This window comes from Shinella yambaruensis (genome assembly GCF_050859155.1).
Classification (GTDB): Bacteria; Pseudomonadota; Alphaproteobacteria; order Rhizobiales; family Rhizobiaceae; genus Shinella; species Shinella yambaruensis.
In genome coordinates this window covers 786,330-812,271 of sequence record NZ_CP150638.1, presented here as the reverse complement: position 1 = coordinate 812,271, position 25,942 = coordinate 786,330, and the positions used below count along the sequence as shown (strand labels likewise).

General features: G+C 65.8%; 27 protein-coding genes. 12 read left to right on the top strand and 15 right to left on the bottom strand.

Annotated features, from left to right (window positions below; translation table 11 throughout):
* Positions 1-161 precede the first annotated feature (161 nt).
* On the top strand, positions 162-950 hold the full coding sequence (locus WMC41_RS03935; protein ID WP_432347079.1) for a protein-disulfide reductase DsbD domain-containing protein: 789 nt from the start codon (positions 162-164) through the stop codon (positions 948-950).
* A gap of 114 nt (positions 951-1,064) precedes the next feature.
* Positions 1,065-1,550, top strand: a complete 486-nt coding sequence (locus tag WMC41_RS03930; protein WP_064329310.1) for a peroxiredoxin — start codon at positions 1,065-1,067, stop codon at positions 1,548-1,550.
* Between the two features lie 56 nt (positions 1,551-1,606).
* On the opposite strand, the gene rnhA is transcribed toward WMC41_RS03930, so the two are convergent.
* The 12 genes from rnhA to coxB all read right to left on the bottom strand — a co-directional run bounded on the left by rnhA (position 1,607) and on the right by coxB (position 11,368).
* Positions 1,607-2,053 (bottom strand): ribonuclease HI, encoded by a 447-nt coding sequence (gene rnhA / locus WMC41_RS03925; protein ID WP_244767791.1) that lies wholly within the window; start codon positions 2,051-2,053, stop codon positions 1,607-1,609.
* A complete protein-coding gene (locus WMC41_RS03920) occupies positions 2,050-3,015 on the bottom strand; it encodes a homoserine kinase (RefSeq protein WP_432347078.1) in 966 nt (321 codons plus the stop codon). The genes rnhA and WMC41_RS03920 overlap by 4 nt, the downstream gene beginning before the upstream one ends.
* Before the next feature lie 9 nt (positions 3,016-3,024).
* Positions 3,025-3,345, bottom strand: coding sequence for a hypothetical protein (locus WMC41_RS03915; RefSeq protein ID WP_432347077.1), 321 nt, complete (start codon positions 3,343-3,345; stop codon positions 3,025-3,027).
* Between the two features lie 3 nt (positions 3,346-3,348).
* Positions 3,349-4,350 carry a 4-hydroxy-3-methylbut-2-enyl diphosphate reductase gene (gene ispH, locus WMC41_RS03910; protein WP_064329307.1) on the bottom strand — a complete coding sequence of 334 codons (1,002 nt, stop codon included), beginning with the start codon at positions 4,348-4,350 and terminating at the stop codon, positions 3,349-3,351.
* Between the two features lie 93 nt (positions 4,351-4,443).
* On the bottom strand, positions 4,444-5,172 hold the full coding sequence (locus tag WMC41_RS03905) for an SURF1 family protein (RefSeq protein WP_432348249.1): 729 nt from the start codon (positions 5,170-5,172) through the stop codon (positions 4,444-4,446).
* A 16-nt stretch (positions 5,173-5,188) separates the two neighbouring features.
* Positions 5,189-5,572 (bottom strand): DUF983 domain-containing protein, encoded by a 384-nt coding sequence (locus WMC41_RS03900; protein WP_064329306.1) that lies wholly within the window; start codon positions 5,570-5,572, stop codon positions 5,189-5,191.
* Positions 5,573-5,877: 305 nt separating this feature from the next.
* Complete coding sequence (locus tag WMC41_RS03895; protein WP_244767795.1) at positions 5,878-6,756, bottom strand: cytochrome c oxidase subunit 3; 879 nt, start codon at positions 6,754-6,756, stop codon at positions 5,878-5,880.
* A 58-nt stretch (positions 6,757-6,814) separates the two neighbouring features.
* Complete coding sequence (locus WMC41_RS03890) at positions 6,815-7,435, bottom strand: cytochrome c oxidase assembly protein (protein ID WP_272804661.1); 621 nt, start codon at positions 7,433-7,435, stop codon at positions 6,815-6,817.
* A gap of 2 nt (positions 7,436-7,437) precedes the next feature.
* Complete coding sequence (locus WMC41_RS03885) at positions 7,438-7,578, bottom strand: hypothetical protein (RefSeq protein WP_244767797.1); 141 nt, start codon at positions 7,576-7,578, stop codon at positions 7,438-7,440.
* On the bottom strand, positions 7,578-8,522 hold the full coding sequence (locus WMC41_RS03880; protein WP_244767798.1) for a heme o synthase: 945 nt from the start codon (positions 8,520-8,522) through the stop codon (positions 7,578-7,580). Before WMC41_RS03880 ends, WMC41_RS03885 begins: the two co-directional genes overlap by 1 nt.
* Before the next feature lie 274 nt (positions 8,523-8,796).
* Positions 8,797-10,464, bottom strand: coding sequence for a cytochrome c oxidase subunit I (ctaD, locus tag WMC41_RS03875; RefSeq protein ID WP_244767799.1), 1,668 nt, complete (start codon positions 10,462-10,464; stop codon positions 8,797-8,799).
* A gap of 19 nt (positions 10,465-10,483) precedes the next feature.
* Positions 10,484-11,368, bottom strand: coding sequence for a cytochrome c oxidase subunit II (gene coxB, locus WMC41_RS03870; protein WP_272804660.1), 885 nt, complete (start codon positions 11,366-11,368; stop codon positions 10,484-10,486).
* Between the two features lie 407 nt (positions 11,369-11,775).
* On the opposite strand from coxB, the gene WMC41_RS03865 reads away from it, so the two are divergent.
* On the top strand, positions 11,776-12,306 hold the full coding sequence (locus WMC41_RS03865; protein ID WP_272804659.1) for an invasion associated locus B family protein: 531 nt from the start codon (positions 11,776-11,778) through the stop codon (positions 12,304-12,306).
* Between the two features lie 78 nt (positions 12,307-12,384).
* A complete protein-coding gene (gene tldD / locus WMC41_RS03860) occupies positions 12,385-13,800 on the top strand; it encodes a metalloprotease TldD (protein ID WP_432347076.1) in 1,416 nt (471 codons plus the stop codon).
* Positions 13,801-14,142: 342 nt separating this feature from the next.
* On the opposite strand, the gene WMC41_RS03855 is transcribed toward tldD, so the two are convergent.
* Complete coding sequence (locus WMC41_RS03855; RefSeq protein ID WP_244767802.1) at positions 14,143-15,042, bottom strand: LysR substrate-binding domain-containing protein; 900 nt, start codon at positions 15,040-15,042, stop codon at positions 14,143-14,145.
* 100 nt (positions 15,043-15,142) lie between these two features.
* Here WMC41_RS03855 and WMC41_RS03850 point away from each other — a divergent pair, with 100 nt between their 5' ends.
* Both WMC41_RS03850 and WMC41_RS03845 read left to right on the top strand, forming a co-directional pair.
* Positions 15,143-15,271: a hypothetical protein gene (locus WMC41_RS03850; RefSeq protein ID WP_263194278.1), complete on the top strand. Its 129-nt coding sequence runs from the start codon at positions 15,143-15,145 to the stop codon at positions 15,269-15,271.
* A 34-nt stretch (positions 15,272-15,305) separates the two neighbouring features.
* The gene (locus tag WMC41_RS03845) at positions 15,306-16,361 is read left to right on the top strand and encodes a polysaccharide deacetylase family protein (protein WP_432347075.1); all 1,056 of its coding nucleotides are present in this window, start codon (positions 15,306-15,308) and stop codon (positions 16,359-16,361) included.
* 251 nt (positions 16,362-16,612) lie between these two features.
* Here the strand turns inward: WMC41_RS03845 and pdxH are convergent, their stop codons facing one another.
* Entirely contained in the window at positions 16,613-17,233 is a 621-nt protein-coding gene (gene pdxH, locus WMC41_RS03840) for a pyridoxamine 5'-phosphate oxidase (RefSeq protein ID WP_432347074.1), read from the bottom strand.
* Between the two features lie 44 nt (positions 17,234-17,277).
* On the opposite strand from pdxH, the gene WMC41_RS03835 reads away from it, so the two are divergent.
* From WMC41_RS03835 to WMC41_RS03820, 4 genes are all read left to right on the top strand, one after another.
* Positions 17,278-17,724 (top strand): RT0821/Lpp0805 family surface protein, encoded by a 447-nt coding sequence (locus WMC41_RS03835; RefSeq protein ID WP_398432127.1) that lies wholly within the window; start codon positions 17,278-17,280, stop codon positions 17,722-17,724.
* 98 nt (positions 17,725-17,822) lie between these two features.
* Positions 17,823-18,884, top strand: a complete 1,062-nt coding sequence (locus WMC41_RS03830) for a DnaJ domain-containing protein (RefSeq protein WP_432347073.1) — start codon at positions 17,823-17,825, stop codon at positions 18,882-18,884.
* A 132-nt stretch (positions 18,885-19,016) separates the two neighbouring features.
* Entirely contained in the window at positions 19,017-19,835 is an 819-nt protein-coding gene (gene fabI, locus WMC41_RS03825; RefSeq protein ID WP_244767807.1) for an enoyl-ACP reductase FabI, read from the top strand.
* A gap of 29 nt (positions 19,836-19,864) precedes the next feature.
* On the top strand, positions 19,865-20,446 hold the full coding sequence (locus WMC41_RS03820) for a histidine phosphatase family protein (RefSeq protein WP_432347072.1): 582 nt from the start codon (positions 19,865-19,867) through the stop codon (positions 20,444-20,446).
* Between the two features lie 178 nt (positions 20,447-20,624).
* On the opposite strand, the gene WMC41_RS03815 is transcribed toward WMC41_RS03820, so the two are convergent.
* Positions 20,625-20,885 (bottom strand): DUF1344 domain-containing protein, encoded by a 261-nt coding sequence (locus tag WMC41_RS03815; RefSeq protein WP_023511842.1) that lies wholly within the window; start codon positions 20,883-20,885, stop codon positions 20,625-20,627.
* A 288-nt stretch (positions 20,886-21,173) separates the two neighbouring features.
* On the opposite strand from WMC41_RS03815, the gene WMC41_RS03810 reads away from it, so the two are divergent.
* Together WMC41_RS03810 and aroC are read left to right on the top strand one after the other, a co-directional pair.
* On the top strand, positions 21,174-24,728 hold the full coding sequence (locus tag WMC41_RS03810) for a bifunctional diguanylate cyclase/phosphodiesterase (RefSeq protein WP_432347071.1): 3,555 nt from the start codon (positions 21,174-21,176) through the stop codon (positions 24,726-24,728).
* 108 nt (positions 24,729-24,836) lie between these two features.
* Positions 24,837-25,934, top strand: coding sequence for a chorismate synthase (aroC, locus tag WMC41_RS03805; RefSeq protein ID WP_244767810.1), 1,098 nt, complete (start codon positions 24,837-24,839; stop codon positions 25,932-25,934).
* The last annotated feature ends 8 nt before the right edge of the window (positions 25,935-25,942 follow it).

Genomic DNA, 25,942 nt, shown 5'->3' with positions numbered 1-25,942 from the left:
AGCCTATCAATTCGCCGCCAAATGAAAAGCGTTCTTTTCGCCGGCGCGACGTGCCAGCCTATAGAAAGGTATGGTGTGCCGCCGGACGATCAAGCTTTTATGATCGGCCCGTGCGTTTTTGTTGCTGGAAAGCACGCGGCCCCGGCGCTAGATGTTGACGCATGAAACGCCTGCAAACCGCTGCAATCGCGCTGCTTTTCCTTCCCGCCGCCGCCACGGCGGCAACCTCCTCCTGGGTGGAGACGCCGGGCGGCGACGTGCGCCTCGTGGTGCTTCCGGCGGGCGCCGACGGCGCGGCGCGCGCCATGCTGGACATCCGCCTGCACGAGGGCTGGAAGACCTATTGGCGCGATCCCGGCGGCAGCGGCATTCCGCCGTCGATCACCGTCTCCGGCGCGACGCTGACCTCGATCGGCTTTCCGGCGCCGCGCCGGCTTGGCGATGATACCAACCACTATATCGGCTACGACGCGCCGGTGCGCCTGCCGATGAAACTCGGCGGGGCGGTGGGCGGCACGGTGACCGCCACCGTCTTCCTCGGCGTGTGCAAGGATATCTGTATTCCCGTGCAGGCGGACCTGACGGTGGAGACGGGCGGCGAAGGCTTCACCAACCCGCTGGAGGAGACCGCGGTCGCCGCGGCCGAGGCGACGCTTCCCGGCACGGCGGGAGATGGCTTCCGCCCGCTCGGCGGCCAGTGGTCGGCGGACGGCAAGACGATCGCGGTGCGCTTCGAGGCACCGGCGGACGGAGACGCCGCGGACGTCTTCCTCTCCGGCGCCCCGTTCGAATTCGGCGCGGCCGGCCCCGTGCGGCGGGAGGGCGACGCCTTCGTCTCCGACGTGCCGGTGCTGCACCGGCCGAAGGTGTTCGACCTTGCGAAGAACCCCATCCGGCTGACCCTCCGGGCCGGCGAGAAGACGATGGAAGGCCCGCTCGCGGTGAAGTGAGCCGCCTGCCTCTTCAGGCGGAAAACCGCTTCGCACTTTGGCCGGCGCTGCTTATAGTGCCGCCGGCGGGCCCTTCCGGCCCCGCGCCATCCCATACCAGACAGGAGAGACGCCGTGACCATTTCCGTTGGAGACAAGCTGCCCGACCTCACGCTCAAGGAACGCACGCCGGACGGCCCCGCCGATATCTCGACCGCGGACCTTTTCGCGGGCAAGCGCGTCGTGCTCTTCGCCGTGCCGGGCGCCTTCACGCCGACCTGCTCGCTGAACCATCTTCCGGGCTACCTCGAAAACCGCGACGCGATCCTCGCCAAGGGCGTGGACGACATCGCCGTCGTCGCGGTCAACGACCACCATGTGATGGGCGCCTGGGCGACCTCCACGGGCGGCGCCGGCAAGCTGCGCTTCCTCGCCGACTGGGACGCCGCCTTCACCAAGGCGCTCGGCCTGGATATCGACCTTTCCGCCGGCACGCTCGGCGTGCGCTCCAAGCGCTATTCCATGCTCGTCGAGGACGGCGTGGTGAAGGCGCTGAACATCGAGGAAAGCCCCGGCCAGGCGACGGTCTCCGGTGCCGCTGCGATGATCGAGCAGCTTTGAAGAGGAATTAGGCAGTAGGCAGTAGGGAGGACGCCGGCTTCCCTAATTCCTACTGCCTAACTCCTAATGCCTTTGAACGGCGCCATGCCCTGGCGCGCCAGTTCGTCGGCGCGTTCGTTCTCCGGGTGGCCGGCGTGGCCCTTGACCCAGTGCCATTCCACCTTGTGGCGCGCCCGCGCCTCGTCGAGCGCCTGCCAGAGGTCGCCGTTCTTCACCGGCTTCTTGTCGGCGGTCTTCCAGCCGTTCTTCTTCCAGCCGAAGATCCATTTCGAAATGCCGTCCATGACGTATTTCGAGTCCGTATAGAGATCGACCTCGCACGGGCTCTTCAGCGCGCCGAGCGCGGCGACGGCGGCGGAAAGCTCCATGCGGTTGTTGGTGGTCAGTGCCTCGCCGCCGAGCATCTCCTTCTCGACTTCGCCGTAGCGCAGCACCGCGCCCCAGCCGCCGGGACCGGGATTGCCCGAGCAGGCGCCGTCCGTGAAGATATCGACATGCTTCATCGCGACAGACCGTATTCGGCGGGGTTGCGGATCTGGCGGTGGAAGCGCAGCTTGCGCAGATATTCCAGCGGATCCTTCTTGACGACCAGCGCGCCCGGCGGCGTCGTCAGCCAGTCGTAGAGCCGCGTCAGGAAGAAGCGCAGGGCCGAGCCCCGCGCGAGCAGCGGCAGCGCCGCCGCCTCCCCGGGCGAAAGCGGGCGCACGCTCTCGTAGCCCTCCAGCAGCGCCATACCCTTGGTCAGGTTGAACGCGCCGTCCTTCTCGAAGCACCAGGCATTGAGGCAAATGGAAACGTCGTAGGCCAAGAGGTCGTTGCAGGCGAAGTAGAAGTCGATGAGGCCCGACAGCGTGTCGCCGATGAAGAAGACATTGTCCTGGAAGAGATCGGCGTGGATGACGCCCGACGGCAGGTCCTTCGGCCAGTTCGCCTCCAGGAGGGTGAGTTCACCGGCGATCTCGTCCTGGAGGCCCGCCTCCACCTCGTCGGCCCGGTCCGCGGACTTTTCCCACAGCGGCCGCCAGCCGCCGACGGAGAGCGCATTCGCGCGGGTGAGCTCGAAGCCTTCGCCGGCCAGATGCATCTCGGCCAGCGCCCGGCCCACCTCGCGGCAATGTTTCGCCGCGGGCTTTCTCAGCCACATGCCTTCCAGGAAGGAGATCATCGCGGCGGGGCGGCCCGAGAGTTCGCCGAGCAGCGCGCCGTCGCTGCGCGGCAGCGGCAACGGGCAGGACAGGCCACGTTCGGCGAGATGGTGCATCAGGCCGAGGAAGAACGGCAGGTCGTTCGGATCGACGCGCTTTTCGTAGAGCGTCAGGATGAAGGCGCCCTTGGTGGTGTGCAGCAGGAAGTTGGAATTCTCCACGCCCTCGGCGATGCCCTTGTAGGAGAGCAGCGTGCCCGCGTCATAGGCGGTGAGGAAACGGGACAGATCGTCTTCGGTGATATCGGTGTAGACGGCCAAGTGAACTACCTAGGAAATGGCTGATAGCTGACAACAGGTCAGATGATTCTTAATCAGGATGAATGCGGCGAGGATTACAAGGGAGCAAACCAGCACCAGGACGGAAAAGCCCAGCTGTCTACGTTTCGCGGCGTATTCCGGACCGTCGAACATCCGCGCAGCCCCTTCGGAATCAGACGAACTGCCTGCCGGATTTCCAAGTCCCGATCCGAAGCTCATTATCGATCGCAGCATGAAGAAAAAGCTCGCGATCCCGCAGATGATGGCAAGCAGCAGAATCCCGCTCAGCGCATATTGGAGAAGCAGCGTGGTCGCTGCATCCCCCGTCACCAGCTACTCCCCATTGACAAAGGCCATGTCGGCGGGGGTGAGTTCGATGGCGCGAAGCTCGCGGTTGACGAGGAAGTGCTCGTTCTCCTCGACGGTATCGGCAAGCTCCACGACAGCATTGTAGCGCGCGCGAAAAGCCTCGATGATCTCGTTGACGATGACCTCCGGCGCCGATGCGCCGGCCGAGAGGCCGACGGTGCGGATGTCGCCGATGGTCTCCCAGTCGATCTCGGCGGCGCGCTGGACGAGCACGGATTTCGTCGCCCCGGCCCTCAGCGCCACCTCGACGAGACGCTTGGAATTGGAGGAGTTCGGCGCGCCGACGATGAGGAAGAGGTCGCAGCCGGGCGCGGCCTGCTTGACCGCCTCCTGCCGGTTGGTGGTGGCGTAGCAGATCGAATCGGCGGCCGGGGCCGTGAGGTTCGGGAAACGCTCGTGCAGGCGCTTGATGACGCCGGCCGTATCGTCCACCGAGAGCGTCGTCTGGGTGACGAAGCCGAGATTGTCCGGATCCGGCGGCACGTATCTGTCGGCGTCCTCGACGGTCTCGACCAGCGAGACGGAGCCCTCCGGCAACTGGCCCATCGTGCCGATCACCTCGGGGTGTCCGGCATGGCCGATCAGCACGACATGGCGGCCGAGGCGCTGGTGGCGCATCGCCTGCTTGTGCACCTTGGAAACCAGCGGGCAGGTCGCATCGAGATAGAAGAGGTTGCGCGCCTCGGCATCCGCCGGCACCGATTTCGGCACGCCGTGCGCCGAAAAGACGACGGGCTGCTGGCGGTGCTCTTCCGGGATCTCGTCGAGCTCCTCGACGAAGATCGCCCCCTTGGCCTCCAGACCCTCCACGACATAGCGGTTGTGCACGATCTCGTGGCGCACATAGACCGGCGCGCCATAGGCCTTCAGCGCCAGAACGACGATCTGGATGGCGCGGTCGACGCCGGCGCAGAAGCCGCGCGGGCCGCACAGCCTGATGGTCAAGTCCGGTCGGGTATCAATCATGCTTCTCTTGTATCCGGCAATGGTCGGGCCTTGCGCCCCATATAGGCCGGCAAGCGGCGCCGCGCCAAGAAAAAACAACCTGGTCGCGCGCTTTCAGGCCGCCTTGCGCCGCAGCACGGCGAAGAGGCCGACGCCGACCAGCGCGGCCGCGAGGCCATACCAGGTGACGGCATATTGCAGGTGGTTGTTCGGCAGGTCGAACTGGGTGACGGCGCCGATCGGCAGGCCCTTGGGGTTCGGCGCATCGCCCGCATCGACGAAGAAGGGCACGAGCCTGTCGGCCGGAATGCCGGTGCTCGACGCCATCGCGTCGAGGTCCTTCCAGTAGAAGATGTTCTTCTGCAGGTCGTTGTCGGGCACGATGGAGGACGGCTTTTCGGCAAGGCGGGCGCGGGCAAGGCCCACCACGGTCTGCCCGCCGGTGAGCTGGCCCTGCTTGCGCATTTCCGGCTCCTTCGCCTCGAAGGGCACGAAGCCGCGGTTGACGAAGAGGAAGCGGCCGTCGGCGAGTTGGAGCGGCGTATAGACGTGATAGCCGGTCCGGCCGTGCCAGGTGGCGAAGAAGTGCCGCTCCCTGTTGTTGGCGAAGGTGCCGGAAACCGTGACGGGGCGGTATTCGATATCCTCGCCCCGTGTCGCCATCGCCTCGATATCGGCGAGCGCCGCCGGCGCGGCGATGCGGCGCGCGGCCATGTCTGCGAGAAGCTGCTCCTTCCAGTAGAGGCGCTGGACCTGCCAGGTGCCGAGCGACAGGAGGATGGCGAGGGCGATGACCAAGGCGGTTCCCGTGAGGATCGCCTTGCCCCAGCCCTTGCGCGGCATGGCACCGGCGGGGACCTCAGCCACGGTCGATCTCGCCCGGCCGCGCATTGTTGCGGTATTGCAGCGCGATCAGCAGGCCCTTGAGGATGCGCGTCAGCCCGAGGCCGAGGACGATGACGAGCGGGATCCACAAGAGGAAATGCACCCAGAGCGGCGGGTTGACGTTCACCTCCATCCACAGCGCCGCGCCGACGACGATGAAGCCGACGATGAGCAGCACGAAGACGACCGGGCCATCGCCCGAATCGGCGAAGGAATAGTCGAGCCCGCAGCTCGCGCAGGCCGGCTTCACCTTGAGCAGGCCGTCGAACAGCTTGCCCTGGCCGCAGCGCGGGCAGCAGCCGCGCACGCCGGCGCTGAAGGGGTCGACGGGGGGATAGAGTGCCTTGTCCTCGTCCATGGTCTTGTCCGTGTGTTCACGCCCGGGCGGGCGGCCGCGGGCTCATGCTTCGGGCGGCAAGGCCCTCACCTGCCTGCCGGCATCCTCTCCCCGCAAGCGGGGCGAGGAGCGATGGATGCGCCTTCTGCCCCTTCGCCCCGCTTGCGGGGAGAAAGTCCAGGCAGGGGATGAGGGGCCAAACCGGCGCATACATCCCTATACCGCCCTGCCCTTGCCCCGTCCAATCGAAAGGCCGCGACAAACGGCCCCGAAACGGAAAACGGCCGCATCGCTGCGGCCGTTTCGACAAATCGAGCGAGACTCGCCTACATATGCGCGATCGGCGCGCCCCAGCCACCCCAGATGTAGATGGAGAAGAACAGGAAGAGCCAGACGACGTCGACGAAGTGCCAGTACCAGGCGGCCGCCTCGAAGCCGAAGTGCTGCTTCGGGGTGAAATCGCCGCGCATGGCGCGGATGAGGCAGACGATCAAGAAGATCGTGCCGACCAGGACGTGGAAGCCGTGGAAGCCGGTCGCCATGAAGAAGGTCGCGCCGTAGATGGATTCCTTGAAGGCGAACGGCGCGTGGGCGTATTCGTAACCCTGGACGAAGGAGAACAGCACGCCGAGCGCCACCGTCAGCGCGAGGCCGTTGACGAGGCCCTTGCGGTCGTTGTGCAGCAGCGCGTGGTGCGCCCAGGTCACGCAGGTGCCCGAAAGCAGCAGGATGACCGTGTTGTAGAGCGGCAGGTGCCAGGGATCGAGCACCTCGATGCCCTTCGGCGGCCAGACGCCGCCGGTATGCTCGACGCGGGCGGCCTGGATGGCCTCGCCCGGGAAGAGGCTGGCGTCGAAGAAGGCCCAGAACCAGGCGACGAAGAACATCACCTCGGAGGCAATGAACATGATCATGCCGTAGCGCAGGTGCAGCGAGACGACGCGCGTGTGGTGGCCCTCATGGGCTTCCTTCACCGTATCCGCCCACCAGGCATACATGGTGTAGAGCGTGATCAGGAGGCCGATGTAGAAGATCCACGGATTGGCGAAGTTGATGCCGAACAGGCTGAAGGCACCGCCCGAAAGGTAGCGCATGTAGCCGATACCGCCAAACGCCAGGATGAAGGCGCCGATGGAGGCAAGCAACGGCCACGGGCTGGGGTCGATGATGTGGTAGTCGTGTTTCTTCTGATGCGCATCGGCCATCTGACTTATCCCCAATGTATCGCGTTCCGTTCCCGGCATAGCCGGAAACGCATGGTATTCAAAGCTTGTTCGCGTCGTCCGCCTTCGCCTCCGCAGCCGAAGCCACCGGCTTCGACGCCTCATGCGGATAGAAGGTATAGGACAGCGTGAGCGTGTGGATGCCCTTCGTCTCGACCGGCTCGACGATCGCCGGGTCGACGAAGAAAACGACGGGCATTTCGAGTTCCTCGCCCGGCTTCAGCGTCGTCTCGGTGAAGCAGAAGCACTGGACCTTGTTGAAATAGGCGCCGGCGGCCTGGGGCGTGACGTTGAACGTCGCCTGGCCGGTCGTCGGCGTCGAGGCGTTGTTGCGTGCCTTATACAGGACCTGCACGGTCTCGCCGATCTTCAGCTCGACCTCGCGCTGCACCGGCTCGAAGCTCCAGGCGAGGCCCGGGCCGACATTGGCGTCGAAGCGCACCTTGATCGTCCTGTCGAGGATGACGTCGGAGGCCTGCTCGACGCGCTGCGTCGTGCCGCCATAGCCCGTCACCTTGCAGAACATCTCGTAGAGCGGCACGGCCGCATAGGCCATGCCGACCATGCCGATGACGAAGGAACAGCAGATGGCGACGATCGTGCCGTTGCCCAATCCGCTTTTCTCGGGCCCGCTTTTCTCGGTCTTCTGCAGCTCGCTCATCGTCAGCCCGCCATTCCGCCGGAGAACTTGACGAGGGTTATGACGTAGAACAGCACGACGAGCCCCAGGAGCACCGCACCGAGCGCGATGTTCCGGCCGCGGCGCGACTTCTTCTGGCTTTCCGTGAGATTGACCGTTTCCATTACAGCACCCATCCAAGCGACGCGACCAGGTGGTCGACCATCAGGCCGGAGAAGACCGCGAACAGATAGACGATGGAGAAGGCGAAGAGCTTCTTGGCCGGCACCATCGCGCGGTCGCCTTCCGGCATGCGCAATACGCCGACAGAATACCACACGAAGCCGAGACCGAGGGCTGCGGCAAAGAGACCATAGCCGAAGCTGGCGAAACCGAGCACGGTCGGCACGACGGCGATGACGGCGGTCAGGACGGCGTAGACAAGGATCTGCACCTTCGTCGTCCACTCGCCGGCGACATTCGGCAGCATCGGCACGCCGACGGCGTCGTAGTCGCGCATCTTGAAGAGGGCGAGCGCCCAGAAATGCGCCGGGGTCCACAGGAAGGTGATGAGGAAGAGAACGACGCTCTCGACGGAGACGCCACCGGTAACGCAAGCCCAGCCGATCATCGGCGGGAAGGCGCCGGCCGCGCCGCCGATGACGATGTTCTGCGGCGTCGAGCGCTTCAGCCACATCGTGTAGATGACGGCGTAGAAGAAGATGGTGAAGGCGAGCAGGCCCGCCGAGAGCCAGTTGACCGCAAGGCCGAGGATCGCGACCGAGAAGGCGGAGAGCGTCAGGCCGAAGGCGAGCGCTTCTTCCGGGCGGATGCGGCCGGAGGGGATGGGACGCTTGGCGGTGCGGGTCATGACCGCATCGATGTCCGCGTCGTACCACATGTTGAGGGCACCGGAGGCTCCGGCGCCCACGGCGATACAGAGGATCGCGATGGCGCCGATGAGGGGATTGATCTCGCCCGGCGCGACGATGAGGCCGGCAAAGGCCGTGAAGACGACGAGCGACATGACGCGCGGCTTCAGAAGCTCGAAGAAATCACGCGGCGACGCTTCGGAGAGGTAGACCTCGCCGCCGCCCGGAACCGTTTCGTGATGCTCGATGACCGCCATGTTCTTTACCGTATCGTTCCGTTGTCAGAGAGAGCAAACCTCATGCCTCCTCCCTCTCTTCCGTCATCCTCGGGCTTGACCCGAGGATCCACGCCACCCCCCTCCGGCGTGCCGTAGGGAGTGGATCCTCGGGTCAAGCCCGAGGATGACGGAGGGTGGGGCGTGGGCCGCTGCCCAACGAACCGTCGTCTCCGCCAACATTCACGCGTTCTGCATTCACGTGTTCTGCAAGTCAGGGAGCCGCCGTTTCCGGCGGCCCCGATGTCAAAAGATCCTACTTGATCTTCGGGAGCTGTTCCCACTGGTGGAACGGCGGCGGCGAGGAGAGCTGCCATTCCAGCGTATTGGCACCCTCGCCCCACGGGTTGTCTCCGGCGACGCGCTTCTTGGCGAAGGCTTCGAAGACGCCGAAGAGGAAGATCACGACGGCGAAGGCCGAGATGTACGAGCCGTAGGACGACACCGCGTTCCAGCCGGCGAAGGCATCCGGGTAGTCGATGTAGCGGCGCGGCATGCCGGCAAGGCCGAGGAAGTGCTGCGGGAAGAAGATCAGGTTCACGCCGACGAACATGACCCAGAAGTGCAGCTTGCCGAGGAATTCCGAATACATGTAGCCGGTCATCTTCGGGAACCAGTAGTACCAGGCCGCGAAGATGGCAAAGACGGCGCCGAGCGACAGGACGTAGTGGAAGTGGGCAACCACGTAGTAGGTGTCGTGCAGGGCGCGGTCGAGGCCGGCGTTTGCAAGCTGAACGCCCGTGACGCCGCCGACGGTGAACAGGAAGATGAAGCCGATCGCCCAGACCATCGGCGTGGTGAAGCGGATCGAACCGCCCCACATCGTCGCGATCCACGAGAAGATCTTCACGCCCGTCGGAACCGCGATGACCATCGTGGCGAAGACGAAGTAGCGCTGCGTGTCGAGCGACATGCCGACCGTGTACATGTGGTGTGCCCACACGATGAAGCCGACGGCGCCGATGGCAACCATGGCATAGGCCATGCCGAGGTAGCCGAAGATCGGCTTGCGCGAGAAGGTCGACACGATGTGGCTGACGATGCCGAAGCCGGGCAGGATCAGAATGTACACTTCCGGGTGACCGAAGAACCAGAACAGGTGCTGGAAGAGGATCGGGTCACCGCCGTTTTCCGGCGCGAAGAAGGCCGTGCCGAAGTTGCGGTCGGTCAGAAGCATGGTGATGCCGCCCGCCAGGACCGGCAGCGAGAGCAGCAGCAGGAAGGCGGTGATCAGCACCGACCAGGCGAAGAGCGGCATCTTGTGCAGCGTCATGCCCGGGGCGCGCATGTTGAGGATCGTGGTGATGAAGTTGATCGCACCGAGGATCGAGGATGCGCCGGCGATGTGCAGGCCGAGGATCACGAAGTCCATGGCAGGACCCGGCTGGCCGGAGGTCGAGAACGGCGGATAGATCGTCCAGCCGCCGCCAGCGCCATAGGCGCCCGCCGGGCCTTCGACGAACATCGAAAGGAGAACCAGCAGGAAGGCCGGGATGATCAGCCAGAAGGAGATGTTGTTCATGCGCGGGAAGGCCATGTCCGGCGCGCCGATCATGATCGGCACCATCCAGTTGGCAAAGCCGCCGATGAGCGCGGGCATGACCATGAAGAAGATCATGATGAGCGCATGCGCCGTCGTGAAGACGTTGAACATGTGCTTGCCGCCGTCGATGGCGGCATCGCCCTCGAAGCCGTAGACCATCTGGGCGAGACCGTGGAAGATCTGGATGCCCGGCTCCTGCAGTTCCATGCGCATCACCACCGACAGCGTACCGCCGATGATGCCCGCACAGATCGCGAAGATCAGGTAGAGGGTGCCGATGTCCTTGTGGTTGGTCGACAGGAACCAACGCTGGAAGAAGGTGAGCGGCTTGTGTTCGTGGTGATCGTGGTGATCGCCGTGGGCAGCGGATGTTCCGGCCATGGTCTCGACTCCCTTGGAATTACTGCGCGGCGTTGGCGGCGACGTTGACGGACTTCGCCGCACCGTCGACCGACGCCATCAGGGCTTTGTTTGCATCGCCGAGATTCGTCGCGGCGGCGGCAAGCCACGTATCGTACTTCTCCTGCGAGACGACGCGGATGGCGATCGGCATGTACGCATGGTCCTTGCCGCACAGCTCGGAACACTGGCCGTAGAACAGGCCTTCACGATCGGCCTTGAACCAGGTTTCGTTGAGGCGGCCCGGCACGGCGTCGATCTTCACGCCGAAGGAGGGCATCGCGAAGGCGTGGATCACGTCGGCAGCGGTGACGAGGAGACGGACATGCTTGCCGACGGGAACGACGACCTCGTTGTCGACGGCGAGAAGGCGCGGATAGACGCCCTTGTCTTCCTTGCCGGCGGCGGCGCGATCGCCTTCCTGGAGCAGGATGCTGTCGAAGGAGAGCGGGCTTTCGCCGACCTGGTATTCATAACCCCAGTACCACTGGTAGCCGGTGGCCTTGATCGTCAGTTCCGGCTCTTCCGTGGGGGCGAGCTGCTTGGTCAGGAGCTGGAAGGAGGGAACGGCGAGGAAGAGGAGAACGATGACCGGGCCGAGCGTCCAGACGACTTCGATCGCCGTGTTGTGGCTGGTCTTGGACGGGACCGGATTGGCGCCTTCGCGGAACTTCACGACGACGACAACAAGCAGCGCGAGAACGAACAGGGTGATCGGGACGATGAACCACAGTGTGTACTGCTCGAACCAGCGGATCTCTTCCATGATCGAGGTCGCAGCGGGCTGAAGGCCCTTCTGCCAGTCGAACGGCTGATCAGCGAAAGCGGTGGAAGCAAAGAGCAGACAGCCGATCGCGGCCAGAACTGCAAAAGCTTTGTTTTTCACAACGTATCTCCCCAAGGCGTTTGATCGGGATCAAACAGACGCGCAGAATCCCTGCTATACTGAGTGCTTAAAACCACAGTTTCATGCTCGCCGCAACAGCCATGGGGGACACCCCGTGCGGCATTTTTGCGCAAAAGCAAAAGCATGGCCCCGCTCCCCACAGTTTCTTCACAATCCTCTATAGCATGAAAGGTTTGGCTGCGCCGATCCCGCCGCATGCCCCCCTCACCCGGCCCGGTCCGCCTGCTGCGGCGCCTCGCCCGCCCCGCGCAAGGCCCCTATTATAATGAGTGGGCGGGCCGTCCAATTTCCGCCTTCAATCAATTGGAAATGAGCGCCCGGGGCTTTTCATTTCGCCGCCGCCCCTTCAAAGATAGGCCCGACTGATTCGAGATTCCGAGGTTTTCATGGGTTTTGCTCCCCTTTCCCGGCTGTCCCGCGCGGCACTTGGCCTTGCCGCGCTCGGGTTCGGCGCTCTCGCGCTTCCCTCCCTTTCGGCAGCCCAGCAGCCCGGCACGGTGAAATCGAACCATGGCGCCTGGTCGATCGTCTGCGACCAGCCGGCCGGCGCCTCCGGCGAACAGTGCGCGCTGATGCAGAACGTGCTGGCCGAGGACCGGCCCGAGCTCGGCCTCTCCGTCGTCGTGCTGAAGACCGCCGACCGCAAGGCGAAGATCCTGCGCGTGCTCGCGCCGCTCGGCGTGCTCCTGCCGAACGGCCTCGGCCTCAATGTCGACGGCAAGGACATCGGCCGCGCCTATTTCGTGCGCTGCTTCTCGGACGGCTGCTATGCCGAGGTCGTGCTGGAGGACGAGCTGCTGAAGACCTTCCGCTCCGGCGCGACGGCGACCTTCATCGTCTTCCAGTCGCCCGAGGAAGGCATCGGCATCCCCGTCGACCTCAAGGGTTTCGGCGAAGGCTACGACGCGCTGCCGTAAGCCCGCTCCCGGGCGGGCTTGCCGCCCGCCCACCGGGGACTTACATGAGCCCCAAGTCCATTGCTTGCGGAGCCTCCCATGAACACCGACCTCCTCTCCCTCTTCGACGCCGACGAGGCGTCCGTGCAGGCGGTGCTGAAGGAGGCGCTCGATAGTGCCGACGATGGCGAGCTCTTCCTCGAGCATGCCCAGGCCGAATCCCTCTCCTTCGACAATGGCCGCCTCAAGGGCGGCAGCTTCAACACCGACCAGGGCTTCGGCCTTCGGGCCGTCGCCGGCGAGGCGGTGGGCTATGCGCATTCCGGCGAGATGACGTTTGCGGCGCTGAAGCGCGCGGCCGATGCGGCGGGTGCCGTCACGCGCGGCTATTCCGGCGACTATGCCGCCGCGCCGCAGGGCACCAATCGCCGGCTCTATACGCCCGACAACCCGATCGGCGCGCCGAGCTTCGAGCAGAAGGTCGCCCTCCTCACCGAGATCGACGCCTACCTGCGCGCCAAGGACCCGAAGGTGCGGCAGGTGACGGCCTCGATCGCCGCGAGCTGGCAGGTCGTCAACATCCTGCGCGCCGACGGGCACCGCGTCACCGACATCCGCCCGATGACCCGCGTCAACATCTCCGTCGTCGCCGGACACGGCGACCGGCAGGAGACCGGCAGCTACGGCATTGGCGGGCGCACCACCTTCGACGCGTTCCTCACCGAGGAGAGCTGGCGTTTCGGCGCGGACGAGGCGCTGCGCCAGGCGCTGGTCAACCTCGAGGCCGTCGAGGCGCCGGCGGGCACGATGGACGTGGTGCTCTCCTCCGGCTGGCCGGGCGTCATGCTGCACGAGGCCGTCGGCCACGGGCTGGAAGGGGATTTCAACCGCAAGAAGACCTCGGCCTTCGCCGGACTGATGGGCGAGCAGGTCGCCGCCCGGGGCGTCACCGTCGTCGACGACGGCACGATCGACAACCGCCGCGGCTCGATCACCGTCGACGACGAGGGCACGCCGTCGGCCTATAACGTGCTGATCGAGGACGGCAAGCTCGTCGGCTATATGCAGGATAGGCAGAATGCCCGCCTGATGGGCATGAAGGCGACCGGCAACGGCCGCCGGCAGGGTTACGCCCACCGGCCCATGCCGCGCATGACCAACACCTACATGCTCTCCGGCGACAGGACGCCGGAGGAGATCATCGCCTCCGTGAAGAACGGCCTCTATGCCGTCTCCTTCGGCGGCGGACAGGTGGACATCACCTCCGGAAAATTCGTCTTCGGCTGCACGGAAGCCTATCTCATCGAGAACGGCAAGGTGACGGCGCCGGTCAAGGGCGCCATGCTGATCGGCAACGGGCCGGACGCCATGCGCCGCGTCTCGATGGTCGGCAACGACACGAAGCTCGATACCGGCATCGGCAATTGCGGCAAGGCCGGCCAGTGGGTCCCGGTCGGCGTCGGCCAGCCGCATCTGCGCATGGACCAGGTGACGGTGGGCGGCACCAAGGCCTGATCCCGCAAGCTCCCTGGCGCTCCGCAGCCCCTCATCCGCCTGCCGGCAGCTTCTCCCCGCAAGCGGGAGGGCAATCATATCTGACGAGGCGTCCCCCCTCTGGCCTGCCGGCCATCTCCCCCTCAAAGGGGGGGGGAGATTAGATGGAGCAGCGTTTCGCCTCGCTCTAACGTTGCTGATCAAGCAAGGTTTTTGCCTCTTGCCAATCTCCCCCCTTTGAGGGGGAGATGGCCGGCAGGCCAGAGGGGGGGACGCAACATGCCGCCCTGCTTGATGCGATTGCCTTCCCACAGACGGAAAGAAGGTCGCGGCAGCGGGATGAGGGGCAGCCGGACCTCGGCCTCAAGGACCGCCAGAGACGGCAAAGCGCTGCAACAGCCATTGCCGAAAGGCGCGGGCCTCCGGGGAGAGGCGCTTGAAATCGCGGGCGACGAGCCAGTAGGCGCCGTAGCGGATCGAGATGTCGAAGAGCTGCACGAGACGCCCTTCGGCGATGTCCTCGGCCGCGAAGGCGCGGTCGACCAGCGCGATGCCGTGGCCGCGCAGCGCCGCCTGCAGCACCAGATTGCCTTCGGTGAAGATCTGCGCCCGCCCGGGCGGCACATCCGGCAGGCCGGCGGCGGCGAACCAGCGCTGCCAGGCGCTACGGTTCTCCTCGTGCAGCAGCGTATAGGCGAGGATATCGGCCGGCACGCGCAGCGGAGGCCCCTCCGCCATCAGGCAGGGCATGATCACGGGCACCAGCTCCACGTCCGCCAGATGCTCGGCCGCAACGCGCGGCCAGGCCCTGGCATCCATGCCATGCCGGATGGCGATTTCCGCCTCGTGCGTGCGGAACTCGATGAGCCGCATGTCCGATTCGACCACGACGTCGATCTCGGGATGGTCCGCATGGAAATCGTCGAGATGCGGCACGAGCCAGCTTGCCGCGAAAGAGGGCTCGGAGCTGATCTCCAGCAGCCCGCCGCCGCGCCGGCCGCGGATCTCCGACAGGCTCGCATCCATCGCGTCGAAGGCGCGCGACAGGACGTCGAGCAGCGCCTCGCCGGCGGAGGTGAGGCGCACGCTGCGATGGCGGCGCTCGAAGAGCGGCTTGCCGAGCTCGGCCTCCAGCTCCTTGACCTGCCGGCTCACCGCGGCCTGCGAGACGAGCAGTTCCTCGGCCGCCAGCGTGAAGCTGCCGAGCCGGCCCGCCGCCTCGAAACTCCTGAGCGCCGTGAGCGGCAGACGTCCGCGTTTCATCGCATAACCTCAAGTCATCCGAAATCGACGATAAACTCGTTTGAGCCGCAGGGGCAAGCGGGCGGACACTCCGTGCAGACCGAAAGCACGGAGAACGACGATGTTCGACCCCATCACCCGCATCTTCATGGATGTCATCCGTATCCTCACCTTCCAGACCGGGCGGCCGGCGCCGCCGCGCCACAGGAAAGCCGTTGTTAACCACTCGGATACCGACCGGGTGCGATAACGGCCGCGAGAGACGAAGGGACAACGAAGACGACATGCCGATCCGCAGTGTCATGCGACAGGGACTGAGGCGCGCCGTGATCACCGGCGGGCTGGAGTTCGCGCACCTGGCCGAACGCGTCGGGCTGATGGCGTCCGCCCGCGGCATGGGCGCGATCTTCACGCTGCACCATGTGCGGCCGAAGACGCCGCAGGCCTTCGATCCGAATGCGCATCTGGAGGTCACGCCGGAATTTCTCGATGCGGCGATCGAATACCTCACGGAAGAAGGCTACCAGTTCGTGGCGCTGGCCGACATGCCGGCGCGGCTCGCCATCGCGCGGGCCGGCGAGCGCTTCGCCGCCTTCACGCTGGATGACGGCTACCGCAACAATGCGGTCCATGCCCAGCCGGTCTTCACGCGGCACAAGGTGCCGTTCACCGTCTTCGTCTCGCCGGGCTTCACCTGCAAGACCCATGGCATCTGGTGGGAGACGCTGACGGAACTTCTACGCACCGCGCCCCATCTGGAATTCGATTTCGGCTCCGGCGCGATCGCCATGCCGCTTGCCACCCCCTTCCAGAAACAGGCCGCCTATGCCCGGCTCGCCCGCTTCATCCAGGCAGAGATGGAGGAGGCGGCAGCGATCGAGCGCCTCGATGCGGCGGCAAGGGCCCATGGCATCGATCCGCTGATGATCACCGAACGGCTCGTCATGCGCGAACCGGAGCTGAAGAGCCTCGTCGTCAACCCCCTCGCCTCGATCGGCGCCCATACGGTGAGCCACCGCGCCCTCGCGCGCCTCGGCGACGAGGAGGCGCGCCACGAGATGGACCAGTCGGCCGCGCGCATCGCCGACATCGTCGGCCACCGGCCGGACACGCTCGCCTATCCCTATGGCGACCGCGCCGCCGTCTCGCCGCGCGAGCACAAGCTCGCAAGGGACCTCGGCTTCCGCGTCGCCGTCACCACAGATCCGGGCACGCTTTCGGCCCGCTCCTTCGACACGCCGACGACGCTGCCCCGCATCTCGCTGAACGGGCACTACCAGAAGCCGAAATATGTCGGCGCGCTGGCCTCGGGCATTCCCTTCCGGCTGATGCGACGCTGAGCTTGGGCCTCAGGCGGCGGCGTGTTGTCCGTCGCACGTTCGGGAAACCGTTCCACACTGCGCCCCCCTCTGGCCTGCCGGCCATCTCCCCCTCAAGGGGGGGAGATGGGATGGGGCGGCATTTTGCCCTCTTTTTAGCGTTGCAATTTGAGCGAGGTTTTCGCCTCTAGCCGATCTCCCCCCTTGAGGGGGAGATGGCCGGCAGGCCAGAGGGGGGGTATGCCGCCATAGAACACGACGGTCCCGAATTCTCACGGATACATCCTGACCTTCGTCCAGCCGTCGCCGTCCTCCGTGCGGCGGAATTCCACGCGGTCGTGCAGGCGGAAGGGGCGGTCGTGCCAGAATTCGATCGAGACGGGCCTGATGCGAAAGCCGGACCAGTGCGGCGGGCGGGGGATCTCGCCGATGGCGTAGCGGGCCGTGTATTCGGCGACGGCCTTTTCCAGCGCAAAGCGGCCTTCCAGCGGGCGCGACTGCTTCGACGCCCAGGCGCCGATGCGGCTGCCGCGCGGGCGCGAGGCGTAATATTCGTCGGCCTCGGCATCGGTGACGATCTCCACCTCGCCGCGGATGCGCACCTGGCGGCGCAGGGACTTCCAGTGGAAGCACATGGCGGCCTTGCGCGCGCCAAGGATCTCCACGCCCTTCCGGCTCTCGAAATTCGTGTAGAAGACGAAGCCGCGCGCATCGAACCCCTTGAGCAGTACCATGCGCACATTCGGCAGGCCCGCCTCGTCGACGGTGGCGAGCGCCACCGCGTTCGGGTCGTTCGGCTCGGTCTTCCCCGCCTCCTCCAGCCATGCGCCGAAGAGGGAATAGGGTTCGTTTTCCTCGGTGAAGTCACCGCTTGTTAACGCATTTTCGCTCATATTCGATTCAATGCCGATCTATTGGCTGCATGAGGCAGGTTGGAGTGGACGTCATAGCAAAGTCGCGAGCGCAGACAAAGCCATACGGGGCACATTGCCTTGCGGTTGTTGTCGTGACCCTGTGCGGCGCCTCTCTCTCGGGCTGCATGGGCGGTCTCGACCTCTTCGACGGCGGCAAGGTGGATGCCGTGCGCACCAGTTCCGTGCCCGCCGGCACGGAGCGGCTGACCGACGAGATCACCGTGCGCAATGCCGTCTCCTCCGCCGATCTTGCGCGCATCGGCGGCAGCCCCATTCCCTGGGCGAACTCCGCCTCGGGCAGCGCCGGCGTCATCAGCAGCATTGCGGAAAACCGCGACAATGCCGGGCGGCCCTGCCGCGATTTCGTGACGACGCGCCATTCCTACCAGGGCATCGCCAACTATTCCGGCCGGACCTGCCTTGCCAGTTCCGGCGAATGGCTGCTGCTCGCCTTCGACCTGCAGGGTTGAGGGCGCGCGATCTTTGCGATTTCTCAACTCTGACCCGTAACGAGTGATTAGGACGTTCATCGCTATCATGGCGGGCAAAACGGCAACGGGTGGAAGTTATGCGTGACCCCTATTCGGTGCTCGGTGTGAAGCGGAACGCCGGGCAGGAGGAAATCAAGGCTGCCTGGCGCTCGCTGGCGAAGGCCGTGCATCCCGACCAGAACCACGACGATCCCAACGCCACCGTGCGCTTCACCGAGGCCGGCCGCGCCTACGACATCCTGCGCGATCCCGACAAGCGCAGCCGCTACGACCGCCAGCAGCGCGAGGCCGAACTGCGCCGCATGGAGCAGATGCGCCGCCAGCAGGCCGAGCGCAAGGCGAAGAGCGAGGCGCCGCCGCGCATGTCGAACGAGGATGCCGAGGACATGATCGCCCGCATCTTCGGCGTCGATTCGCGCGGCCAGCCGGCGGAGGCCAAGGCACAGGCCCAATCCCAGGCGCAGCCTCGCCCGCAGGCGCAGGCACAAGCGACCGCCGCCCCCGCCCAGGACGCCCGCAAGGCAACCGACGAGCCGGACGCGGAGAAGGCGGCACCAGGCCGCGGCGTCGCCCCGGCGTCCAACCTCATCTCCGCCATCATCCGCCGCATCCGCGGCAGCCGCGCCAAGGTGGAAACGGCGCCGGACTTCGTCGCAGACGTCGCCGTCAGCGTCGAGGACATCCTCAACAAGGTGCGCCCGACCGTCGAGACGCCGGACGGCCAGACGCTGCGCGTGCCGGTCGGCGCCGGGTCGACCGACGGCCAGGTGATCCGCCTCAAGGAGGCCGGACACCGTATCGAGGGCCTTAGGCGCGGCGATGCCGTCCTTACCCTGCGCGTTATTCCCGGCCGCTTCCGGGTCGACGGCTTCGACCTCAAGGTCGACCTGCCGGTGACGATCGAGAATGCCGTGCTCGGCTGCGAGACGACCGTCGAGGGCCCGCTCGGGACCCTCCCCGTGACGGTTCCGGCCTGGTCGGGCTCCGACCAGCAGATCCGCATTCCCGGCGAAGGCCTCGTCATGGAGAACGGCGAGCGGGGCGATCTCGTCGCCGAAATCCGCCTCCTCCTGTGGGAAAAGCCGGACGACAAGATGATCGACCTGATGCGCAGCCTGCGCGAAGGGCTCTATCTTTAAGCGCTTCGTGACGCTTTCATAAAACATGCACCCATTGTTACGTGTGCTAACAGTTCCTGAACCCCCGCGCGCTTGAACGCCATTGCCGCCTATGCCATAGGCAAACCTGACTTACGTATCAGGGGGCAAACCATGGTTCAGGCATCTGGTCTGATGAAGGGCAAGCGCGGCGTCATCATGGGCGTCGCCAACAACCGTTCCATCGCCTGGGGCATCGCCAAGGCTATCCACGCACAGGGTGGCGAGATCGCCCTCACCTACCAGGGCGATGCGCTGAAGAAGCGCGTCGAGCCGCTGGCCGCCGAAATCGGCGCGGTGCTGGCCGGCGATTGCGACGTCTCCGACGAGGCGTCGATCGACGCCGTCTTCGAGAATATCGAGAAGACCTGGGGCAAGATCGACTTCCTCGTGCACGCCATCGGCTTTTCCGACAAGGACGAGCTGACCGGCCGCTACGTCGACACGACGCCGGCGAACTTCGCCAAGACCATGCAGATCTCGGTCTATTCCTTCACCTCCGTCGCCCGCCGCGCGGAAAAGCTGATGACCGACGGCGGCTCGATGCTGACGCTGACCTATTACGGCGCGGAAAAGGTCATGCCGAACTACAACGTCATGGGCGTCGCCAAGGCCGCGCTGGAGGCGAGCGTGAAGTATCTCGCCGTCGACCTCGGCCCGAAGAACATCCGCGTCAACGCCATTTCGGCCGGCCCGATCAAGACGCTCGCGGCCTCCGGCATCGGCGACTTCCGCTACATCCTCAAGTGGAACGAGTACAACGCGCCGCTGCGCCGGACCGTCACCATCGAGGAGGTGGGCGATGTCGGCCTCTACATGCTCTCCGATCTTTCGCGCTCGGTGACCGGCGAGACCCATCATGCGGACAGCGGCTACCATGTCGTCGGCATGAAGGCCGTCGATGCGCCGGACATCTCCGTCGTCAAGGACTGATACAGGCCTTTCTCCCGAGGTTTCCCGCCTTGCTCATCTACATGATCCGCCACGGCCAGACCGCGTGGAATGCAGAGGGCAGGCTGCAGGGCCAGAAGGACATCCCGCTGAACGAGACCGGCCGCCGCCAGGCGGCCGGCAACGGCGCCGCCCTCAAGGGCATTCTCGGCAAGAAGGCCGGCGATTTCGATTTCGTCGCAAGCCCGCTCGGGCGCACACGCGAGACCATGGAAATCCTGCGCCGCGCCATGGGGCTCGATCCGCTGGCCTACCGCACCGATGCCCGCCTCGTCGAAGTCTCCTTCGGCGACTGGGAGGGCCATACGCTGCCCGAACTGATGGCCGAAGCGCCGCGGCGGGTCGAGGAGCGCAGCCGCGCGAAATGGAACTTCATTCCGCCGGGCGAAGCGGCGGAAAGCTACGAGATCCTCTCCTGGCGCGTCGCCTCATGGCTTGCCGACGTGCGCGAGCCGACCGTCTGCGTCAGCCATGGCGGCGTTTTCCGCGCGGCCTTCCGCCTCAACGGCATGGACGAGGAGGAGGCGGCCAACACGCCGATCCACCAGGACCGCGTGCTGCGCATCGACGCGACGGGAATGCACTGGCTCTGAGGAGCGAAGGCCCCTCACCTGCCTGCCGGCATCCTCTCCCCGCAAGCGGGGCGAGCAGCGATGGGCTCGCCGTTTTCCTGCATTCTGCCCATTTCCGGAGGAAGGAACGGCACGGCATTCCCCTTCTCCTCCCCCCCCGCAGGGAGAAGGTCCCGGCAGGGGGATGAGGGACGACCCTCTACTGGATGATCTCCAGATCGTTGATGACGCGCTTGCCGTCGACTTCGGTGTAGAAGACCAGCACCTTCACGCCCGGCTCCAGGCCTTCGAAGTTGAACTCCTCCGGCGCCTGGTACTTCTTGCCGTCGTCCAGCGAGAGGCTGAGATTCGTCGTGTCGACATTCGTGATCACCGCCTCCACGTCGGCGCTTTCGGCCGAAGCGGCGAGCGGCGAGAGAAAAACGGCCGTGGCCATCAGCGCGGCGATCAGAAAGCGCATCTTGCGAACCTCAGGGAATGAATCAGTCTTTTTGCTGGCCATGTCAGATGCCCCCCAAATATGGCGAAATTCGCCCGCCCCCGCGCGCGTCCACGAAATGGATGGCCGGAAAGGTCAGGCGAATCAAGGCGCGCCGCCGGCTCGTCCCCCGAATTGTCGGACAAGTCGGCAACGCTCCGGTGGGCGGAGCCGCCGTATCGGATGGGAAGTGCAAGTATTTCAGCTGCTTATAAATGCAATTTTAACAATGCCTCACTTACCGTTTTGCGATCATCGGGGACCGCCGTCTTGCACCTTCCAGCCGCCCTTCGCCACGCTCTGGCGTCCATAGCAGAATGGGCGAAGCCATCGCTCGTTCCGGCGGCCATCGCCGGCTGCGTCATCCTGACGGCGGGCGTCATCTACGAGCGGCAGAACGAGCGCATCTATCACAACGAGCTGCAGAACCATGTCGCCGGCGATCTCGCGCTGGTCGGCGCCCGGCTGCAGAGCCAGGTGAGCAGCAACGTGGCGGCGCTGCGCAGCGTCGCCAACATGTTCGCCGTGGCCCCCGAGCAGGCGACGCTGCAGTTCAATGTCTTCGCCCGCAAGCTGATGCTGCAGAACGCCCATTTCCGGCGCGTCGGCGTCGCGCCGGACGGCATCGTCCGGCAGGCCTTCCCGCTCGACGGCAACCAGCACTATCTCGGCACCGACTTCAACCGCTTCCCCTCCTTTCGCCAGGCCGCCCAGGCGGACCGTTCGCGCGGGCGACCGCTGATGTTCGGGCCGGTGCAGTTCGCCAAGGGCGGCCGCGGCTTCAACCTCTTCATCCCGGTCTTCACCAATGCGGGCGCGCGGCACTATTTCTGGGGCTACATCGACGGCCTGATCGACGAGCGCAAGCTTTTCAGCGATGCCGGCCTGTTCGATCCCGACCAGGCCGCCCTGCACGGCGCGCAACGGCATGAGACCGACATCCAGCTCGCCATCCGCGATGTCAGCGTGCCGGACAACATCGTCGATCCGTTCTTCGGCGATGCGGAGATCTTCGAGAAGGATCCCGTCGTGCAGGCCCTCGACTTTCCCGGCGGCCGCTGGGAACTGGCGGCCATTCCGGCCAAGGGCTGGCACCATCCGCCGGAAAACCTCACGCAGGTCCGGCTGATCATCGTCGCCGCCGCCCTCGTCATCATCGTGCCGATCTTCCTGACCGGCGGCCTCGTCAGCGAGCGCCAGCGCAACATCGCCCGCCTGCGGGCGCGCGAACGCCAGGTGCAATCGCTCTCCCAGCGCCTCGACATCGCGCTCGACGCCTCCAAGATCGGCATCTGGGAAATCGAGCTCTCCACCGGCGCGCGCAACTGGGACGCGCAGATGCATCGCCTGCACGGCTTTCCGGAGAACGAGACGCCGAACGACCACGCGTGGCGCTCCGTCCTTCACCCGGAGGACGTCGCCACCACCAGGGCCGAGATGGACATGATCCGTGCCGGCGGCAACGACTACAAGTCGCAGTACCGCATCCTCATGCCGGACGGCAGCTGGCACTACATCCGCAATGTCGGCTCGCGCCTCGTCGGCCCGAACGGCGAGGAGAAACTGACCGGCATCAGCTGGGACGTCACCGAGGACGTGCTGCTCAACCAGGCGCTGAAGAGCGCCAAGGACCATGCCGAGGTGCAGAACGCCGAGCTTGCCAAGCTGACGCAGCGCCTCGACCTCGCGCTCGATTCCTACGAATGCGGCCTGTGGGAAGCCGACCTGGAGGACGGCCTGACGCTGTGGGACGACCGCATGCACCAGCTCTACGGCGTCACGAACACCGGCGAGCGCATCACGCACGAGACCTGGATCAACGCCATCCACCCCGAGGACCGTGCGGAGGCCGAGAGCAAGGCCACGCAGACCATCGAGGAGAACGTGCCCTATCTGCGCACCTCGCGCGTCGTGCATCCCGACGGCTCCGTGCGTCACGTCCAGTCGGTGGGCAAGCTGCATGTCGGGCAGGACGGCCGGCGCAAGCTCGTCGGCCTCGCCTTCGACGTCACCAACGACATGCAGATGACCGCCCGCCTGCGGGAGGCCAAGGAACAGTCCGACCGGCAGAATGCCGAGCTCGAACGGACCAGCCGCCGCCTCGACCTCGCGCTCGATTCCTACCAGTGCGGCCTGTGGGAGGCCGACCTCGACCTCGGCCGGACCTACTGGGACGAGCGCATGCACCAGCTCTACGGCCTCGTCTTCACCGACGGCATCGTGACGCACGAGGCCTGGCTCGAGGCGATGCATCCGGACGACCGGGCCGCGACGGTCGAGACCGTCAACCACTGCATCGAGCACCACCTGCCCTACGTTCATGAGGCCCGCGTCGTGCTGCCGGACGGCGAGGTCCGCCACGTCCGCTCCGTCGGCAAGGTCCATCTCGGCCAGGACGGCAGCCGCAAGCTCATCGGCCTTGCCTTCGACGTCACGGAAGACGTGATCCTGAAGGAGAACCTGAAGGCGGCCAAGGAGCAGGCGGACGCCAAGAATATCGAACTGGAACAGGCGAAGGTCCGCATCGAGCACAATGCGCTGCACGACCCGCTGACCGGCCTCGGCAACCGCCGCAAGCTCGACGACGAGCTGACCGGCATCGCCGCGCGCAGCGAGACGAAGGACGCCCGCGTCGGCATCCTGCATATCGACCTCGACCGCTTCAAGCAGATCAACGACACGCTCGGCCACGCCGCCGGAGATGCGCTGCTCGTGCACGCCTCGCAGGTGCTGCGGGCCTGCGTGCATGCCGGCGACCTCGTGGCGCGCATCGGCGGCGACGAATTCGTCGTCGTGGTGACGAACACGACGGACCAGACCTATCTCAGTGCGCTGTCGCGCCGCATCATCAGCCTGATGCAGCAGCCTGTCGAATATGAGGGTCATCTCTGCCGCTTCGGCGTCAGCATCGGCATCGCGCTGACCGAGGGCCGGTCGATCGACACCGCCAAGCTGCTCGTCAACGCCGATATCGCGCTCTACCGCGCCAAGGCGCTCGGGCGGAACCGGCACGAATTCTTCACCGAGGCGCTGCAGGCCGAGATCATCTCGAACAAGCGCATCGCCGACGACATCCTGGCCGGCATCGAGAACAACGAGTTCGTGCCCTACTACCAGCCGCAGATCGACGCGGGCACGCTGAAGCTCGCCGGCGCCGAGGCGCTCATCCGCTGGAACCACCCGCGCGACGGGCTGCTCACGCCCGACCGGTTCCTGAAGATCGCCGAGGACCTCAACGTCATGGCGACGCTCGACCGCATCGTCCTGGAAAAGGCGCTGCTGGACTGCGCCCGCTGGGCCGCCCAGGGCCTCATCATGCCGAAGATCTCGGTCAATGTCTCGGCGCGGCGCCTCAGGGACGAGAGCCTGATCGACAGCCTGACGGGCCTGTCCATCCAGCCCGGCCAGATCGCCTTCGAGCTGGTCGAATCGATCTTCCTCGACGAGAGCGACGACGTGGTGCTTGCCAATCTCGAACGCATCAAGGCGCTCGGCATCGACATCGAGATCGACGATTTCGGCACCGGCCACACCTCCATCGTCAGCCTGCTCAAGCTGAAGCCGAAACGGCTGAAGATCGACCGCCAGCTCGTTGCCCCCATCCTCACCTCGCGCAACGAGCAGGCGCTGGTGCGCTCGATCATCGAGATCGGCCGCTCGCTCGGCATCGAGATCGTGGCGGAGGGCGTGGAGACGATGGCCCATGCCGAAATGCTCGGCCTGCTCGGCTGCGACCTGCTGCAGGGCTATGCCTTCGCCAAGCCGCTCTCCCGCGACGCCTTCCTCGCCTTCGGCAGCGAGATGCGGTGGAAACTGGCGTCCTAGAGCTTTTGGGATAGCGCCAAAACCGCCTCACCCACGCGAAACCCTTGTCCCGACCCCACCTTTTCCCCTAAGAGAGGGCGCACTTTCTTGTGGGGTCCGGTTCCGCTCATGTCGCACAATACCTTCGGTCATCTCTTCCGCGTCACCACCTGGGGCGAAAGCCATGGGCCGGCGCTCGGCTGCGTGGTGGACGGCTGCCCGCCCGGCATCCGCTTCACGCTCGCCGAACTCCAGGCCTGGCTCGACAAGCGCAAGCCCGGCCAGTCGCGCTTCGTGACGCAGCGCCGCGAGGATGACCTCGTCAAGGTGCTCTCCGGCGTGATGATGGACGACGACGGCGAGACGATGATCACCACCGGCACGCCCGTCTCCATGCTGATCGAGAACACCGACCAGCGCTCCAAGGACTATGGCGAGATCGCCCGGCGCTACCGTCCCGGCCATGCCGACTATACCTATGACGTCAAGTACGGCATCCGCGACTATCGCGGCGGCGGCCGCTCCTCCGCCCGCGAGACGGCGGCGCGCGTCGCCGCCGGCGGGCTTGCCCGCAAGGTCGTGCCGGGCCTTACCGTGCGCGCCGCGCTGGTGCAGATCGGCAAGCACAGGATCAACCGCGACAACTGGGACTGGAACGCGGTGAACGACAACCCGTTCTTCGCGCCGGACCCCGCCATCGTTCCGGTCTGGGAAGAATACCTGGACGGCATCCGCAAGGCGGGCTCGTCCATCGGCGCGGTCGTCGAGGTGGTTGCCGAGGGTGTGCCAGCCGGCCTCGGCGCGCCGATCTACGGCAAGCTCGACCAGGACATCGCCTCGCTGCTGATGTCGATCAACGCCGTCAAGGGCGTGGAGATCGGCGAGGGTTTTGCGAGCGCGGAACTGACCGGCGAGGCGAACGCCGACGAGATGCGCATGGGCAATGACGGCAACCCGATCTTCCTCAGCAACCATGCCGGCGGCATCCTCGGCGGCATTTCCACCGGCCAGCCGGTGATCGCGCGCTTCGCCATCAAGCCCACGTCCTCCATCCTCACCGAGCGCCGCTCGATCGACGCCGACGGCAACAATGTCGACGTGCGCACCAAGGGCCGGCACGATCCCTGCGTCGGCATCCGCGCCGTGCCGATCGGCGAGGCGATGGTTGCCTGCGCCATTGCCGACCACTATCTCCGCGACCGCGGCCAGACCGGCCGCCTGAAATAGGAAACCGC